This window comes from Brevundimonas sp. (genome assembly GCF_041911375.1).
Taxonomy (GTDB): Bacteria; Pseudomonadota; Alphaproteobacteria; order Caulobacterales; family Caulobacteraceae; genus Brevundimonas.
The window spans coordinates 14,083-30,453 of record NZ_JAYRPA010000062.1; the positions used below are offsets into that span (position 1 = coordinate 14,083).

The window sequence follows — 16,371 nt, forward strand, 5'->3', positions numbered from 1 at the left end:
GTGCGTAACGGGCAGATCGGCGCGCCCAAAGCGCTGCGTCCCGACTTTCGCCGGGACGAGCGGAAATGAGCGCCTTACAGGAACTTCGCCATCACCAGGGCCGTGTCGGCCATGCGGGTCGCGAAGCCCCATTCGTTGTCGTACCAGCTCAGCACGCGGGCCAGCTTGCCGTCGACGACCTGGGTCTGGGGCAGGGCGGCCGTGGACGAGGCGGCGATGTGGTTCATGTCGTGCGACACGACGGGATCGGTGGTGGTGAACAGGACGCCCTTCATCGGACCGTCGGCGGCGGCCTGGAGCGCGGCGTTGATCTCCTCCGCCGTCGTTTCGCGGCTGCTGACCACCTTCAGGTCGATGACCGAGACGTTCGGGGTCGGGACGCGGATCGACGAGCCGTCCAGCTTGCCCTTCAGTTCCGGCAGGACCAGGCCCAGGGCCTTGGCGGCGCCGGTCGAGGTCGGGATCATCGACAGGGCGGCGGCGCGGGCGCGGTACAGATCCTTGTGCATCGTATCCAGCGTCGGCTGGTCGCCGGTGTAGGAGTGGATGGTGGTCATGTAGCCGCGCTCGATGCCGAGCAGGTCGTTCAGCACCTTGGCCACCGGCGCCAGGGCGTTGGTGGTGCACGAGCCGTTGGACACGACGATGTCGTCGGCGGTCAGGGTCTCGTGATTGACCTTGTAGACGATGGTCTTGTCGGCGCCGTCGGCGGGGGCCGAGACCAGGACGCGCTTGGCGCCGGCCTTCAGGTGGGCGCTGGCCTTGTCCTTGGCGGTGAAGATGCCGGTGCACTCCAGCGCGATGTCGACGTTCAGATCCTTGTGCGGCAGGTTCGCGGGATCACGCTCGGCCGTGACCTTGATCTTGCCCAGGCCCACGTCGATCCAGTCGTCGCCGCTCTCGACCGTGCCGGGGAAGCGGCCGTGAACCGAATCGTAGCGCAGCAGGTGGGCGTTGGTGGCGACCGGCCCCAGGTCGTTGATCGCCACCACCTCGATGTCGCGACGGCCGTGCTCGACAATGGAGCGAAGGACGAGGCGGCCGATGCGGCCGAAACCATTGATGGCGACGCGAACGGTCATGGGTGGGGCTCCTCTGAACGGTTTGTTGTTTGGGCGTTTCAATGAGCCGGGGCGCGGCGCGTTTCAACCCCGGCGCCGCAAGATCGCTCGTTCGACTGTTACGCCCTCGCCTCGTCAGGCAAGAAACACCCTTTCTGCGGCTGCAAAATCGCTGTCGCGCAAAATTCTTGCGATGGCGGGTTGCTTCACACGGGGGGCTATGGTTTCTTGCCCTTCGAACAAGGGAGCCAGCCAGTGGCCACGATGATGCGCGACATGAAGGGACGCACCGCTGAAGCGGTCGCGGTCGCTCGCGCGCCGATCGGCTGGGAAGCCCCGGTTTTCCTCATTACGCTCGTACTTCTTGGCCTGCTTACGCAAGCGGCGTGGATGCACGCGACCTGACCTAGACACACCCAGGATCGCCTCGCACCACCCCGCTCCCGAAAGGAAGCGGGGTTTTTCGTGCTTGGCGGTTCGAAACGAACCGGACCGATGACGCAAGATTCTACCTCTCAGCCCCCCAGGCCGAACGCGCGCAGCGCGGCGGTGACGGCGGGTCCGAACCGGGCCGCCGCCCGGTCGTACCTGCGCGCCGCCGGCATGCAGGACGCCGACTTCGACAAGCCGATGATCGGCATCGTCAACACCTGGTCGACGGTCACGCCGTGCAACATGCACCTGGACCGGCTGGCCAGGGACGTGCGCGCCGGGATCGTGGCGGCCGGGGGCTATCCGGTCGATTTCAACACCATCGTCGTGACCGACGGCATCTCCATGGGCACCGAGGGCATGAAGGCCTCGCTGATCAGCCGCGAGGTCGTCGCCGACTCGATCGAGCTGGCGATCGAGGGGCACCAACTGGACGGGGTGGTCTGCATCGTCGGCTGCGACAAGACGATCCCGGCGGCGGCCATGGCCCTGGCGCGAATGGATATTCCGGGCCTGGTCTACTACGGCGGCACCATCATGCCGGGCGTCATGCCCGTTTCTGGGGGGACCAAGGAGGTCTCGGTCCAGGAAGTGTTCGAGGCGATCGGCGCACACTCGGCCGGAACGCTGGACGATGCGGGGCTGAAGGCGGTCGAGAGCGCCGTCTGTCCCGGCGCCGGCGCCTGCGGCGGCCAGTTCACCGCCAACACCATGGCCATGGCCCTGTCGGTCATGGGGATCAGCCCGATGGGCGCCAATGACGTGCCCGCCGTCGATCCGAATAAGGCCGCCGAGGGCGAGCGCTGCGGCCGGCTGATCGTCGAGCGGGTCTTCGCCGGCGACACGGCGCGCAAGTACATCACCCGCGCCAGCCTGAAGAACGCGGCCGTCGCCGTTTCGGCCTCGGGCGGATCGACGAATGCGGTCATGCACCTGACGGCCATCGCGGCCGAGGCCGGGATCGAGTTCGGGGTCGAGGACTGCCACCAGGCCTGCGTCGAGGCGCCGGTCATCTGCGACCTGAAGCCGGGCGGGCGGTTCCTGGCCTCGCACCTGTTCGCCGCCGGCGGCACGCGTCTGGTCACCCAGCGGATGGCCCAGGCCGGCAAGATCGTGAACACCCCGACCGTCAGCGGTCGCAGCCTGTTCGCCGAGGCGGCAGAGGCCGAGGAGACGCCGGGTCAGGTGGTGGTGACGACCTTCGACGCCCCGGTCATGGCGCGCGGCAGCTTCGCCGTCATCTATGGCGACGTGGCTCCCGAGGGCGCGGTGATCAAGCTGACCGGTCACAAGGTCGACAAGTTCGAGGGACCGGCCTGCGTCTTCGACAGCGAGGAAGACGCCTTCCACGCCGTGCAGGACGGCTCGGTCGGCGAGGGCGACGTCATCATCATCCGCTACGAAGGGCCCAAGGGCGGCCCCGGCATGCGCGAGATGCTGCAGGTCACCGCCGCCCTGAAGGGCCGCAAGGTCGAGAACGTCGCCCTGATCACGGACGGCCGGTTCTCGGGCGCCAGCTATGGCTTCGTCGCCGGCCACGTCTCGCCGGAAGCCGCCGTCGGCGGCCCGATCGCCCTCATTCGCGATGGTGACCGCATCACCATCGACGTCACCAACCGCCGCATCGACGTCAACGTCGATCTGGCGACGCGCCGGGCGGGCTTTACGCCCCACGTAGTCCGTCCGGCGCGAGGTGTCTTCGCCAAGTACCGCGCCTCGGTCGCCTCGGCCGCCCAGGGCGCCGTCACCATTCCCAACCCGCCGCCGGCCCAGGTTCCGGCGTCTCACAAATCCGCTGCTGCTCAGGACGCCTGACCCATGGCCATCACCATCTACACCAACGAAGACATCCGCCCGGGCGCCATCGCGGGCCAGCGCATCGCCATCATCGGCTATGGCTCGCAGGGCCGCGCCCATGCGCAGAACCTGAAGGACAGCGGTCATGACGTCGTCGTCGGCGTTCGCCACGGCGGCACGGGCTGGAAACACGCCACCTCCGACGGCGTGCCGACCGCCGAGCCGGCCGAGGCGGTGAAGGGCGCCGACATCATCGCCATCCTGACCCCGGACATGATCCAGGGCGAAGTCTATCGGGAGGTCATAGAACCCAACGCCAAGTCCGGCTCGGCCCTGCTGTTCGCCCACGGCTTCTCGATCATCTATGGGCGCATCACCCCGCGCGACGACATGGACGTGATCCTGGTTGCGCCCAAGGGGCCGGGCGACCTGGTCCGTCGCGAGTTTCAGCGCGGCCGCGGCGTGCCCAGCCTGTTCGCCATTGAGAAGGACGCCACCGGCAAGGCGCGCGACCGGGCCATGGGCTACGCCAAGGGCAATGGCGGCGCGACCGGCGGCCTGCTGGAAACCACCTTCCGCGAAGAGACCGAGACGGATCTGTTCGGCGAACAGGCGGTGCTGTGCGGCGGGGCCAAGGAACTGGTCATGCAGGGTTTCAACACCCTGGTCGAGGCCGGCTACCAGCCCGAGATCGCCTATTTCGAATGCCTGCACGAGCTGAAGCTGATCGTGGACCTGTTCTACGAAGGCGGCATCTCGAAGATGCACCACTTCATCTCGGAAACGGCCAAATACGGCGCCGTCGCCAGCGGACCCCGCGTGGTCAACGAAGAGACCAAGGCCCGCATGAAGACCGTCCTGGACGAGATCCAGGACGGCACCTTTGCCCGCAACTGGATCGCCGAGAACGACGCCGGCAAGCCGCAGTACGAGGCCTGGCTGAAGGCGGACCGCGAGAGCCAGATCGAACAGGTCGGCGCCCGCCTGCGCGAGCGGATGGCGTGGCTGAACACGCCCAAATCCGAAGCGGCCTGAGCCCAAGCGAACGACGGATGACCCCGATGACCGCCGCCGCCTTCAAATCCTCAGCCGAGGCCGCCCCCCAGTCGGGGGCGCAGCTGCTGGTCTCCACCCTGGAGCGGCTGGGCGTGGAGGTGGTGTTCGGCTATCCGGGCGGGGCCATCATGCCGGTCTATGACGCCCTGGCCGGGTCGAAGCTGAGGCACATCCTGGTTCGCCACGAACAGGGCGCCGCCTTCGCGGCCGACGCCTATGCGCGGATGAGCGGCCGGGTGGCCGTGTGCCTGGCGACGTCGGGGCCCGGCGCCACCAACCTGATCACCGGCATCGCCAATGCGATGATGGATTCGGTGCCGATGGTCTGCATCACCGGCAACGTCCCGCAGGGCGTGATGGGCACCGACGCCTTTCAGGAGATCGACATCCTGGGCGTCACCCTGCCGATCGTGAAGCATTCGATCCTGGTGCGGGATGCGGCGGACGTCCCGGCCGCGGTCGAGGAAGCCTTTCACATCGCCGCCTCGGGCCGGCCGGGCCCGGTGCTGGTCGATCTGCCCAAGGACGTGCAGTTCGCCACGACCACCGCCGACTACGGCTTCCCCATCCCCAATGAGACGACCCCGGTCGATCACGACGCGATCGCGGCGGCCGAGGCGGCGATCCGTCAGGCCAGAAAGCCGCTGGTCTATATCGGCGGCGGGGTGAAGATCGGCGGCGCGACCCAGGCCGTGCGGGACTTCGTGCGCGCCACCAACATTCCGCAGGTCTCGACCCTGAACGCCCTGGGCACGGTCCCGACCGACGCGCCGGGCATGCTGGGCATGCTGGGCATGCACGGCACGCGGGCCGCCAACGAGGCGGTGCAGGACAGCGACCTGCTGATCGTCGTCGGCGCGCGGTTCGACGACCGCGCGACCGGCAAGCTGGCCGAATTCGCGCCGAACGCCCGCATCGTCCACTTCGACATCGACGCCTCCGAGGTCGGCAAGCTGCGCGCCGCCAATGTGGCCGTCGTCGGCGAGCTGAAGGCGGGGGTCGAGGCGTTGACCCAGCGCCTGCGCGCGGGTCCGGCGTTGAACATCCAGCCCTGGACGGTCGACTGCGCCCGCGCCGCGGCGGCCGGCGCCCATCGCTACGACGCGCCGGGCGAGGGGGTCTATGCGCCGGCCCTGCTGAAGGAGATTTCCGAGGCGGCCGGCGACGCCTTCGTGGCGGCCTGCGACGTGGGCCAGCACCAGATGTGGGCCGCCCAGCACTGCCGCTTCGCACGACCGGAGGCGCACATCACCTCGGGCGGACTGGGGGCCATGGGCTTCGGCCTGCCGGCCGGCATCGGCGCCAAGATGGCCCGTCCCGAGGCGACCGTCGTCACCATCGCCGGCGACGGCGGCTTCATGATGAACATCCAGGAGCTGGCGACGCTGAAGCGTTACGGCATCCCGCTGAAGATCGTGCTGATCGACAACTCCTCCCTGGGCCTGGTGCGCCAGTGGCAGGAGCTGTTCTTCGCCGAGAACTATTCCGAGATCGACCTGTCCGACAATCCGGACTTCGTGAAGGTGGCCGAAGCCTTCGGCGTCGAGGCCTTCCGCATCGATCGCCGCGACCAGGTGTCGGACGGCGTCCAGCGCCTGCTCGCCGCCGACGGCCCCTGCCTGGCCCATGTGGTCATCGATCCCCGAGACAATGTCTGGCCGCTGGTTCCGCCGGGCAAGAGCAACGCTGAAATGATGGAGGGCTCCTGAGATGAGCGACACGATCCACATCCAGATCGACCGTGCGGACGGCTCGCTTCAGCGTCTCATCGGCCTGGTCGAGCGCCGCGGCTTTCACATCGACGGGATCAACATGGCCGACGAGGGGGCGTTCCGTCGCATCGCCCTGACCGTGCGCGGCCGCGACGCGGGCCGCTGCATGGACAATCTGGGCCGCCAGATCGACCGGCTGTTCGGGATGCGCCGCATCAGCAACGACATTATTCAGTCCGAGGCCGCGTGATGAGCCCCGAAACCATTCGAGTACCTGGCGTATCGCGCACCGAACAGATCGCCGCCGATCCGAACCGAGTCATCATCTTCGACACGACGATGCGGGATGGAGAGCAGGCGCCTGGCTTTTCCATGTCCGCCCAGGCCAAGGTGAAGATGGCCCAGGTCCTGCGGGACCTGGGCGTCGACGTCATCGAGGCCGGCTTCGCCGCCGCCTCGCCGGGGGATGAGGACTGCATCCGCCGGGTCGCGGGCGAGGTCGAGGGGCCGGTCTTCTGCTCCCTGTCGCGCGCCAACGAAAAGGACATCGACGCCAGCTTCCGCGCCCTGTCGCCGGCGCCGAAGTCGCATCGTCGCTGCCACACCTTCATCGGCACCAGCCCGATCCACCGCACCGCCAAGCTGAAGATGTCGACCAACGAGGTTCTGGCCACGGCCGTCCGCTCGGTCGAATACGCGCGCACCCTGTTCGACGACGTCGAGTTCTCGGCCGAGGACGCCTTCCGCACCGAGCCGGAGTTCCTGGCCGATGTGCTGGAAGCCGCCGCCGAAGCGGGTGCCCGAACGCTGAACGTGCCCGACACGGTCGGCTATGCGACGCCGGAAGAGGTGCGCGAGCGCTATCGCTATCTGGCGGCGCGCATTCACAAGCGCCATCCGCACGTGATCTTCTCGGCCCACTGCCACGACGATCTGGGCATGGCGGTCGCCAACTCCCTGGCCGCGATCGAAGGCGGGGCGCGCCAGGTCGAGGGGGCGGTCAACGGCATCGGCGAACGGGCGGGCAACGCCTCGATCGAAGAGGTCGTCATGGCCCTGAAAGTCCGCCAGGACCGCTATGGCGTCACCACCGGCGCCGACAGCCGCCACCTGGTCCGCGCCTCCAAGATTCTGTGCGAGATCACCGAGACGGTCATCGCCCGCAACAAGTCGGTGGTCGGGATCAACGCCTTCGCCCACGAGGCCGGCATCCACCAGCACGGCATGCTGGCCGACAGCCGCACCTACGAGATCATGCGGCCCCAGGACGTAGGGTTCGAGGGCAGCTGGTTCGTGCTGGGCAAGCATTCCGGCCGTCACGCCATCGCCAAGCGCGCCGAGACCATCGGCCGACCGGTGGAGGGCGAGCGCTTGGCCGCGGTGGTGGCCGGCTTCAAGCAACGCGCCGACCAGATCGGCGAGATCAACGATGCGGAACTGATCGCCATCATCGACCGGGTCGACGGCGTCCCCGTGCAACAGGAAGAAGTCTATGCAGCCGCTGGCTGAGAATATCTGGATCAATGGCGAAATGACGCCGTGGGCCGACGCGAAGATCCACGTCATGAGCCACGCGCTCCACTACGGCACCTCGGTGTTCGAAGGGATCCGCGTCTATGACACGCCGAACGGCCCGTGCGGCTTCCGCCTGCGCGAACATGTGCGCCGCCTGTTCGACAGCGCCCGCATTTATCATATCCAGCTGCCCTACACCGAGGACGAGCTGGTCGACGCCTGCCACGCGGTGGTGCGGTCTGAAGGCCTGCGTTCAGCCTATATCCGGCCCATCGCCTTTCTGGGCCAGTGCGGCATGGGCGTGACCCCGGCGCCCCAGAACATGAACGTCGACATCGCCATCGCCGCCTTCCCGTGGGGAGCGTATCTGGGCGAGGAGGCGCTGGAGAAGGGCGTGGACGCCTGCGTGTCCAGCTGGAATCGCACGGCGCCGAACACCACGCCGTCGGCGGCCAAGGCGGGCGGCAACTATCTGTCGTCCTATCTGATCGGGCGCGAGGCGCGCGTGGGAGGCTTCGGCGAGGGCATCGCCCTGGGCGTCGACGGCCGTCTGTCGGAAGGCGCGGGCGAGAACCTGTTCGTGGTCAAGGACGGCAAGGTGATGACCCCGCCGGCCGCCAACTCCATCCTGATGGGCATCACCCGCGACAGCGTCATCAAGCTGGCCAAGGCGCAGGGCTATGAAGTCGTCGAGCAGGCCATGCCGCGCGAGGCGCTGTATCTGGCCGACGAGATCTTCATGACCGGAACCGCCGCCGAAATCACGCCGGTGCGCTCGGTGGATGGGATCACGACCCGCGCCGCAGGACCGGGGCCGGTGACCAAGGCGGTCAATGCGGCCTTCCGCGGCCTGTTCACCGGCGAGACGCCGGATGCGTTCGGCTGGCTGGAGCCGATCGGCGCGGCGGTGGAGAAACGGGCGCCTGAGTATGCCTAAGACCCTGTTCGACAAGGTTTGGGACGCCCACGTCGTTCGGCCGGAGACGGCAGACACGCCGGGGGTGCTGTATATCGACCTGCACCTGGTCCACGAGGTCACCAGCCCGCAGGCCTTCAGCGAGATCGAGGCGCGCGGGCTGAAAGTCCGCCGTCCCGACCGCACCTACGCCACCCTGGACCATTCCACCCCGACCCTGCCGGCCGGGCCGGACGGGACCAAACCCTATGTCACCGCCCAGGCCGAGGCCCAGGTGCATACGCTGGAGCGCAACTGCGCCGCCCACGGCGTGCCGCTGGCGGGCTGGGGCTCCGACGACCGGGGCGTGGTCCATGTCATGGGGCCGGAACTGGGTCTGACCCAGCCGGGCATGACGGTGGTGTGCGGCGACAGCCATACGGCGACGCATGGGGCCTTCGGGGCCCTGGCCTTCGGCATCGGCACCTCCGAGGTCGGTCATGTGCTGGCGACCCAGTGCCTGTTGCAGCGCAAGGCCAAGGCCATGCGGGTGACGGTGAACGGGCGGCTGCAGCCGGGCGTGTCCGGCAAGGACGTCGCCCTGGCGGTCATCGCCGCCATCGGCTTCGGCGGCGGCACCGGATACGTCATCGAATACGCCGGCGAGGCGGTGCGGTCGCTGGACATGGAAGGGCGGATGACCCTGTGCAACATGTCCATCGAGGCGGGCGCGCGCGCGGGCATGATCGCGCCGGACCAGACCACCATAGACTGGCTGCGCGGGCGCAAGCACGCCCCGGCCGACTATGAGGCGGCGGCGGCCGAATGGCTGAAGCTGCGCAGCGATCCAGGCGCCGTCTTCGACAAGGAGGTCGTGCTGGAGGGCGCCGACATTCGTCCCATGGCGACCTGGGGCACGACCCCGGACGCCGGGGCGCCGATCGGTTCGCCCGTGCCGCAGCCCCAGTCCGAATCCGATCGCAAGGCCATCGCGTATATGGGCTTCACCGCAGGCGAGGCGACGACGACCCAGCCGGTGGACGTGGTCTTCATCGGCTCCTGCACCAACGGACGCCTGCCCGATCTGCGCGCGGCCGCCGAGGTGCTGCGCGGGCGCAAGATCAAGCCGGGCCTGCGGATGCTGGTCGTGCCGGGTTCCGAGGCCGTGCGGCGCGACGCCGAGGCGGAAGGCCTGGATCAGGTCTTCATCGCCGCCGGGGCCGAGTGGCGCATCCCGGGCTGTTCCATGTGCATCGCCATGAACGGGGATGTCGTCGCGCCGGGGCAACTGGCCGTCTCTACGTCGAACCGCAACTTCGAGGGACGCCAGGGCAAGGACGCCCGCACCATCCTGGCCAGCCCGGCCACGGCGGCGGCGACGGCGGTGGCGGGCGTGCTGACCGATCCGCGCATCTATCTGGGCGAGGTGGAGCATGCCTGAACCGTTCCAGGTCCTGACCTCGAAGACGGTCACGCTGAGCCAGGCCAACATCGACACCGACCAGATCATCCCGGCGCGCTTCCTGACGACGACGACGCGCGAAGGGCTGGGCAGGGCCGCCTTCTATGACTGGCGTTACGAGGCGGACGGTTCGGAAAAGCCCGAGGCGATCCTGAACCGCATCGATCCCACCGAGCACCGCATCCTGCTGGCGGGCAAGAACTTCGCCTGCGGTTCGTCGCGCGAGCATGCGCCCTGGGCGCTGTACGACTATGGCTTCCGGGCGGTCATCTCGACCGAGATCGCTGACATTTTTACATCGAACGCGCTGAAAAACGGCCTGCTGCCCATCGTCGTCAGCCAGGACGTTTGGGACGATCTGGCGTCACAGCCGGACCAGCCGGTTACGATCGACCTCCAGGCCAACGAGATCCGGCGGGGCAATGCCCACCCCGTGCCGTTCGGGGTCGAATCCTTCGCCCGACAATGCCTGCTGGACGGGGTGGACACCCTGGGCTGGCTGCAATCAAACATCCCCGAGATCGAAGCCTACGAGCGATCGAGAGAGACCGCCTGATGACCCACGTCGCCCCCAAGACCTACAACATCGTCCTGCTGCCCGGCGACGGGGTCGGGCCGGAGGTGACGCGCGCGGCGCGCGACGTCCTGTCGGTCATCGGCGACTTCTATGGCCACACCTTCAGCTTCACCGAGCACCTGATCGGCGGGGCGGCCATCGACGAGACGGGCGATCCCCTGCCGGAAGCGACGCGCGCGGCCTGCATCGCGGCCGACGCCGTACTGCTGGGCGCGGTTGGCGGACCCAAGTGGGACGGCGGCAAGGCGCGGCCTGAGCAGGGGCTGCTGGCGATCCGCAAGGCCATGGGCCTGTTCGCCAATCTGCGCCCGTTGCAGGTGTCGCCCGTGCTGGCGCACCGTTCGCCGCTCAAGAAGGAGATCGTCGAGGGCGTCGACCTGATCGTCTTCCGCGAACTGACCGGCGGCGTCTATTTCGGCGAGAAGACCCGCACCGCCGACCGCGCCACCGACCTGTGCGAATACACCGTGCCCGAGATCGAGCGCGTGACCCGCGCCGCCTTCCAGACCGCCCGACAGCGCCGCGGCAAGGTCACCTCGGTCGACAAGGCGAACGTCATGGAGACGAGCCGTCTGTGGCGCGAAGTCGTGACCCGCATCCACGCCGAGGAGTTCCCGGAGATCGCGCTGGAGCACGCGCTGGTCGACTCCATGGCCATGCACCTGATCAGGAAGCCGCGCGACTATGACGTCATCCTGACCGAAAACATGTTCGGCGACATCCTGTCGGACGAGATCTCGGTGCTGGGCGGATCGATCGGCCTCTTGCCATCGGCCTCGCTGGGCACGGAAGGACCGGGCCTGTTCGAGCCGATCCATGGCTCGGCGCCGGACATCGCGGGTCAGGACCTGGCCAATCCGGTGGGGACCATCCTTTCGGCGGCCCTGCTGTTGCGTCACAGCCTGAAGCTGGAGGACGAGGCCGATTCCATCGAGGCCGCTGTCGCCGCCGTCCTGGCCGCCGGCGCCGTTACGGCGGACCTTGGCGGGGCGCTGGGCACGCGCGCCGCGACCGAAGCCGTCATCGATGCGATCCGCGCCATCCACTGGGCCGCGGCGCATCGGGTGCAGATGCACTGGGCCTGAACGGCGCCCGAATTTCCTGTCAGGGAACAGCGTTCCTTGTAGTAGAAATGAAGCGCCTGCCCGCCTCTTAGGCAATGATCGTGCGTCGACTTCCTTTTGATCTGTGACCGTTGCAAGAAAGTTGCACCGTTAACGGCCAAGCCTCTTGCGCGTTTCGCAAATGCGGTAAAAGTTCGCGTCTGCGAGATTGCATAGGGGGTACTAGCTTATGTCGCAGGTCGGAAACCGACTCCTTGGGGCCGCGGGGCTCCTTCTTCCCACGCTCTGTCTCTTCGGCGCGGGCGCCGCTGCGGCGCAGGACGCCGCGCCGGCCCTGCTGGCGCATCAGGCGGCGCTTGAATTGGACGGCGCCGGTACGGCCTGGCTCGGCACTTCGACCGCGCTCGTGCTGCTGATGACCCTGCCTGGCCTGGCGCTGTTCTACGGCGGCATGGTGCGCCGCAAGAACGTCATCGCCACCATCACCCAGTCGGTCGGCGTCTTCGCCGTGGTGTCGCTGGTGTGGTTCATCGCTGGCTACAGCCTGGCGTTCGGGGCCAATCCGTCAGAGGGCCTTCAGCCCTTCGTCGGCAGCCTGGACATGCTGTTCCTGAACAATGTGTCGCTGCAGACGGCCAACGGCCTGCTGCCGGGGATCCCGGAGTTCCTGTTCATCGCGTTCCAGATGACCTTCGCCATCATCACCCCGGCGCTGGTCACCGGCGCCTTCGCCGAGCGGATGAAGTATTCGGCGCTGCTGCTTTTCACCGCGCTTTGGTCGCTGCTGGTCTATGCGCCGATCTGCCACTGGGTGTGGGGCGGCGGATTCCTGGGTTCGGCCGGTGTGCTGGACTTCGCCGGCGGCGCGGTCGTGCACGTCAACTCGGGCGTCGCGGGTCTGGTCTGCGCCATCTTCCTGGGCCGTCGCAAGGGTTATGGCGTCGAGCCGATCCTGGCGCACAACCCGGTCCTGACCATGATCGGCGCCAGCCTGCTGCTGGTGGGCTGGATCGGGTTCAACGCGGGTTCCGCCGGGGCCGCCAACGACCTGATGGGCGTGGCGCTGCTGAACACCGTCCTGGCCGCCGCCGCGGGCGCCCTGACCTGGAAGATCGTCGAATACATCGAGAAGAAGAAGGTCTCGCTGATCGGCATGCTGTCGGGCGTGGTGGCCGGCCTGGTCGCCATCACCCCGGCCGCCGGCTTCGTCGATCCCAAGGGGGCGGTGATCATCGGCCTGATCGCCGGGCCGGTCTGCTACGCCGCCTCGGTGTGGATCAAGAAGCTGCTCCGCTACGACGACTCGCTGGACGCCTTCGGCATCCACGGGGCGGGCGGTCTGATCGGCGCCCTGCTGACCGGCGTGTTCGCCACGACCGCGATCAACAGCCTGTCGGAAGGCGCCAACGTCGGCGCCCAGGCGCTCGGCCTGGTCTGGACCATCGTCTACAGCGCCGTCGGCACCCTGGTGATCCTGTTCATCTGCAAGTTCACCACCGGACTGCGGGTCAGCGAGGCGGAGGAGACCGCCGGCCTCGACACCTCGCTGCACGGCGAGGCGCTGGAAACCGTCTGACCGAATGGTCCGATCGGGACGCGGCTCTCCCCGCGTCCCGGTCGCCGGGGCTCTCTTTCGAAATCAAACATAACAAGGGGATGCTGTAATGAGAGTGTTTCAAATGGCCGCTCTGGCGGTCGCCGCGAGCCTGGTCGCCCTGGCCGCGCCGGCTTCGGCCCAAACCGATGTGGATGTCGCCTTCAACGTCGGCGTTGTGAGCGACTATGTGTTCCGGGGCGTCAGCCAGACCGACGAGGAGCCGGCCATCCAGGGCGGAATCGACATCACCGCCGGCAGCTTCTACGCGGGCGTCTGGGGTTCGAACGTGGACTTCTTCGACGACACCGACGCCGAGGTCGACTTCTACGGCGGCTTCCGGGGCGAGGCGGTAGGTTTCGCCCTGGACGCCGGGGTGATCTTCTACGCCTACGTCAACGAACCGAACTTCGCCGACTACAACTATACCGAGTTCAAGCTGGCGGCGTCACGCGCCGTGGGCCCGGCCAGCATCGGGGCGGCCGTCTATTACTCGCCGGACTTCTTCGGCGTCGACGAGGCCGCGACCTATTACGAAGTCAACGGCAGCTTCGCCCCGATGGACAAGCTGACGGTCTCGGGCGCCGTGGGCCAGCAGACGCTGGACGTGTCGGACGACTACGTGACCTGGAACATCGGCGCGACCTACGCCCTGCTGGACAATGTCGCGATCGACGTCCGCTATCACGACACCGACGTGGACGGCTTTGCGGCCTATGAAGACCGCATCGTCGGCGGCCTCAAGTTCGTCTTCTGACGCCGCCTCTTCCAATCCAAAAGGGAAAGGCCCCGGAGATCGCTCTCCGGGGCCTTTTTGGTCAGCGGGCGTAGCGGCTTTCGACCGGATCGTACCGGTCCCACACCTTGCCGTCGGCCAGCGAGCGCAACAGCTTCAGATACTCCGCATGGGTCCACGCCAGGGGCGTGGCCGAGTCAGTGTTCTGGCCCAGGGCGTAGTCGTTTTCCGTGGGGTCGCCCACGCCGTCCCACACCTGCTCGGCCAGCATCAGGCCGTCATTCGCGAACCGTTCCATGCCGCGCACATAGGTCTGGCGGATGGCGTCGATATCGGCCGGGGAAGGTGCGCCGTTCACGCTGACGCGGGCCAGTTCATAGTGCCCGCGCTCGCCGGTGAAGAAGGGCCAGACGCGCCCGCGCTGGCCGGGGCTCATTTCGCCGCCGACGCCGTAGTTGGCGCCCGTCTGCCAGTCCTCGCCATAGCCGTCGACGCCGTAGCGACGCCAGCCCGGCGTCTTGTCGCCTTCGGGGCCGAAGTCGTAGCGGACGCGATACAGGTCCTCGAGGCCTTGGTCGTCATAGACAGGCAGGGTGGCGACGATGTGCGGATCGTCGGCCTTCCTGACGCCATAGCGGACCAGTTCCAGGAAGCCGCCGTCGACGACGCGGTCCTCGGGCGGCGCGATCTGGCCGTTGGCGGCGCCGATGGCGGCCTTGTCGTTCGGGTTCTCGTTCTGGGTGATGCGGATGAAATAGCGCCCGTCGTCAAAGTCGCCGTTGGTGGTGAACATCCGCGCTTCGATCTTGCCGGCGTAGTCGTCGGCGGCGGCCTGGTAGCGGTTCGCATCTGCGGCGTCGCCCGCGGCCCGCGCCATCTCGGCCGCGACCGTCAGACCCGCGACCACCGCGGCGGTGGTCGATGGCGAATAGCCCTGCTGTTCTTCCCAGCGCTCCTGCTGGGTGAAGGGCGGCTTGATCTCGGCGTCGTTCCACAACAGGCCGACCTTGCCGCCGTCGACCAGGAAGTCGGCCGCCGGCTTCAGCATCGACCGGAAGTGCTCGGCCATCTCGGCGTCCGTCAGCCAGCCCAGCTTCCACAGGCGATAGCCCAGCATGATCGGCATGGCCGTCTGGTCCAGCTGGACCGCGACCCATTCCAGTTCGCCGTCGACGTGGGTCTTCTGCAGGAACCAGCCGCCGACGCCGGTGTTGCCGGGCGTATTCGCGCCGACCTGCACCTGCGGCAGATAGTTGAAGGCCGCCAGCGGCGTTTCCTTGTCGCCCAGCGCCGCCAGGGCCATGGCCACCTGGTAGAAGTCGCGCGGCCAGACGGCCTTGTAGCCGGTCGAGGACTTGGAGGCGTCGACCGTGTCGCCCCACGGGTTCGACAGGGAGGCGATCAGGGCGCCGGCGTGGGTGCGGTCTTCCTGCACCTTCAGCATCAGCGCCGAGGCGTAGGCCAGCTTGCCGCCGTCCGTCGCCTGCTGCGCGATGCGCGGCAGTTCGGTCAGCGAGGCCATGTAGTCGCGCCAGCCGACGTGGTCGCCCTCGCCGACGAAGCGGGCCAGCACCGCGTCCAGTCCGGTCTGGAATGAACCGTCGGCGGCGGCCTGCGCCGCCTCGGCGGTGTCGCCGAAGCCGATGACGAAGTCGCGGCTCAGGCTTTGACCCATGCGCAGGGTCGGCAGGGCGCCCGTCATCATGGTGTTGCCCGCCGTGTCGCCGGTGGAGGCGTAGGACCAGTCCAGCTTGCCGTCCTTCAGGTCGGTGAGGCCGTCGGAAGCGCCGACGAAGCCGACGCTGGCGGCGGCGAAGGCTTCGCTCGGCTTCAGGACCAGATGGGTGTCGCCCTCCCAGGCGTGGAAGGCTTCGGCCGTCACCTGGCCGCTGTCATCGACGCCGGTGTTGGCGATGTGCGGCTCAAGCAGCAGATAGGGCGTGACTTCGCCGCTGAGCGCCTTGATCTCGACACGCAGGACCAGGGCGTTGCGATCCGGGTCGCTGTAGATGCGCTTGACGATCTCGTAGCGCCCGGACTTGTCGCGGGTGGTGACCTTGTAGGCCGGGGCCAGGGGGCGGCCCTCGGCGTCGGTGTCGATGTATTCGGTGCGGGCCGTGGTGTCGTCGCCTTCAAGCGACACGCCTTCCGGCGTGACCAGGGCGAAGCGCAGGGCCTTGATCTGCGCCTCGTGGATCAGGCCGTACATGGTCTCGGTCAGAACGCCGTCGGCGATCGAGTACCAGACCCTGGACACCGCGCCCGTCGGGCCGCCGTCGCGGTACTGGCCATCGACATAGGCTTCGTAGGACGAGCCGGCGCCGGTCTTGGCGGCGCTGGACCAGGTCGGCAGGTCGCCGGGCGCGCCCGGCGCTACGGCATTGGGAGCGGCGCCGGATTGGGCCGCGGCGGCGGAGGCGAGAGCCAGTCCGGCGGCGCCGGCCAGGCAGAAGGTCTTGAGATTACGCAT

Annotated in this window: 14 protein-coding genes; 12 read left to right on the plus strand and 2 right to left on the minus strand. The window is 68.0% G+C overall.

Annotated features, from left to right (window positions below):
- Positions 1 to 74: 74 nt before the first annotated feature.
- Complete coding sequence (gene gap, locus ACE3PU_RS10830) at positions 75 to 1,082, minus strand: type I glyceraldehyde-3-phosphate dehydrogenase (RefSeq protein WP_374389588.1); 1,008 nt, start codon at positions 1,080 to 1,082, stop codon at positions 75 to 77.
- A 234-nt stretch (positions 1,083 to 1,316) separates the two neighbouring features.
- Here gap and ACE3PU_RS10835 point away from each other — a divergent pair, with 234 nt between their 5' ends.
- The 12 genes from ACE3PU_RS10835 to ACE3PU_RS10890 all read left to right on the plus strand — a co-directional run bounded on the left by ACE3PU_RS10835 (position 1,317) and on the right by ACE3PU_RS10890 (position 13,922).
- Positions 1,317 to 1,466: a hypothetical protein gene (locus ACE3PU_RS10835; protein ID WP_374389590.1), complete on the plus strand. Its 150-nt coding sequence runs from the start codon at positions 1,317 to 1,319 to the stop codon at positions 1,464 to 1,466.
- 90 nt (positions 1,467 to 1,556) lie between these two features.
- Positions 1,557 to 3,308, plus strand: a complete 1,752-nt coding sequence (locus ACE3PU_RS10840) for a dihydroxy-acid dehydratase (RefSeq protein ID WP_374389592.1) — start codon at positions 1,557 to 1,559, stop codon at positions 3,306 to 3,308.
- A 3-nt stretch (positions 3,309 to 3,311) separates the two neighbouring features.
- Positions 3,312 to 4,325 (plus strand): ketol-acid reductoisomerase, encoded by a 1,014-nt coding sequence (gene ilvC, locus ACE3PU_RS10845; RefSeq protein ID WP_374389594.1) that lies wholly within the window; start codon positions 3,312 to 3,314, stop codon positions 4,323 to 4,325.
- Between the two features lie 17 nt (positions 4,326 to 4,342).
- Positions 4,343 to 6,055, plus strand: a complete 1,713-nt coding sequence (ilvG, locus tag ACE3PU_RS10850) for an acetolactate synthase 2 catalytic subunit (RefSeq protein ID WP_374389596.1) — start codon at positions 4,343 to 4,345, stop codon at positions 6,053 to 6,055.
- Between the two features lies 1 nt (position 6,056).
- Complete coding sequence (locus ACE3PU_RS10855; RefSeq protein WP_374389598.1) at positions 6,057 to 6,308, plus strand: ACT domain-containing protein; 252 nt, start codon at positions 6,057 to 6,059, stop codon at positions 6,306 to 6,308.
- The gene (locus tag ACE3PU_RS10860) at positions 6,308 to 7,567 is read left to right on the plus strand and encodes a 2-isopropylmalate synthase (protein WP_374389600.1); all 1,260 of its coding nucleotides are present in this window, start codon (positions 6,308 to 6,310) and stop codon (positions 7,565 to 7,567) included. The genes ACE3PU_RS10855 and ACE3PU_RS10860 overlap by 1 nt, the downstream gene beginning before the upstream one ends.
- Positions 7,551 to 8,510, plus strand: a complete 960-nt coding sequence (locus ACE3PU_RS10865; protein ID WP_374389602.1) for a branched-chain amino acid transaminase — start codon at positions 7,551 to 7,553, stop codon at positions 8,508 to 8,510. The genes ACE3PU_RS10860 and ACE3PU_RS10865 overlap by 17 nt, the downstream gene beginning before the upstream one ends.
- Positions 8,503 to 9,909, plus strand: a complete 1,407-nt coding sequence (leuC, locus tag ACE3PU_RS10870; protein ID WP_374389604.1) for a 3-isopropylmalate dehydratase large subunit — start codon at positions 8,503 to 8,505, stop codon at positions 9,907 to 9,909. Before ACE3PU_RS10865 ends, leuC begins: the two co-directional genes overlap by 8 nt.
- The gene (gene leuD / locus ACE3PU_RS10875; protein ID WP_374389606.1) at positions 9,902 to 10,486 is read left to right on the plus strand and encodes a 3-isopropylmalate dehydratase small subunit; all 585 of its coding nucleotides are present in this window, start codon (positions 9,902 to 9,904) and stop codon (positions 10,484 to 10,486) included. The genes leuC and leuD overlap by 8 nt, the downstream gene beginning before the upstream one ends.
- Entirely contained in the window at positions 10,486 to 11,592 is a 1,107-nt protein-coding gene (gene leuB, locus ACE3PU_RS10880; protein WP_374389609.1) for a 3-isopropylmalate dehydrogenase, read from the plus strand. Before leuD ends, leuB begins: the two co-directional genes overlap by 1 nt.
- Before the next feature lie 208 nt (positions 11,593 to 11,800).
- Positions 11,801 to 13,147, plus strand: a complete 1,347-nt coding sequence (locus ACE3PU_RS10885; protein WP_374389611.1) for an ammonium transporter — start codon at positions 11,801 to 11,803, stop codon at positions 13,145 to 13,147.
- An 88-nt stretch (positions 13,148 to 13,235) separates the two neighbouring features.
- The gene (locus ACE3PU_RS10890; protein WP_374389613.1) at positions 13,236 to 13,922 is read left to right on the plus strand and encodes a TorF family putative porin; all 687 of its coding nucleotides are present in this window, start codon (positions 13,236 to 13,238) and stop codon (positions 13,920 to 13,922) included.
- Between the two features lie 61 nt (positions 13,923 to 13,983).
- Here the strand turns inward: ACE3PU_RS10890 and ACE3PU_RS10895 are convergent, their stop codons facing one another.
- Positions 13,984 to 16,371 carry a glucan 1,4-alpha-glucosidase gene (locus tag ACE3PU_RS10895; RefSeq protein ID WP_374389616.1) on the minus strand — a complete coding sequence of 796 codons (2,388 nt, stop codon included), beginning with the start codon at positions 16,369 to 16,371 and terminating at the stop codon, positions 13,984 to 13,986.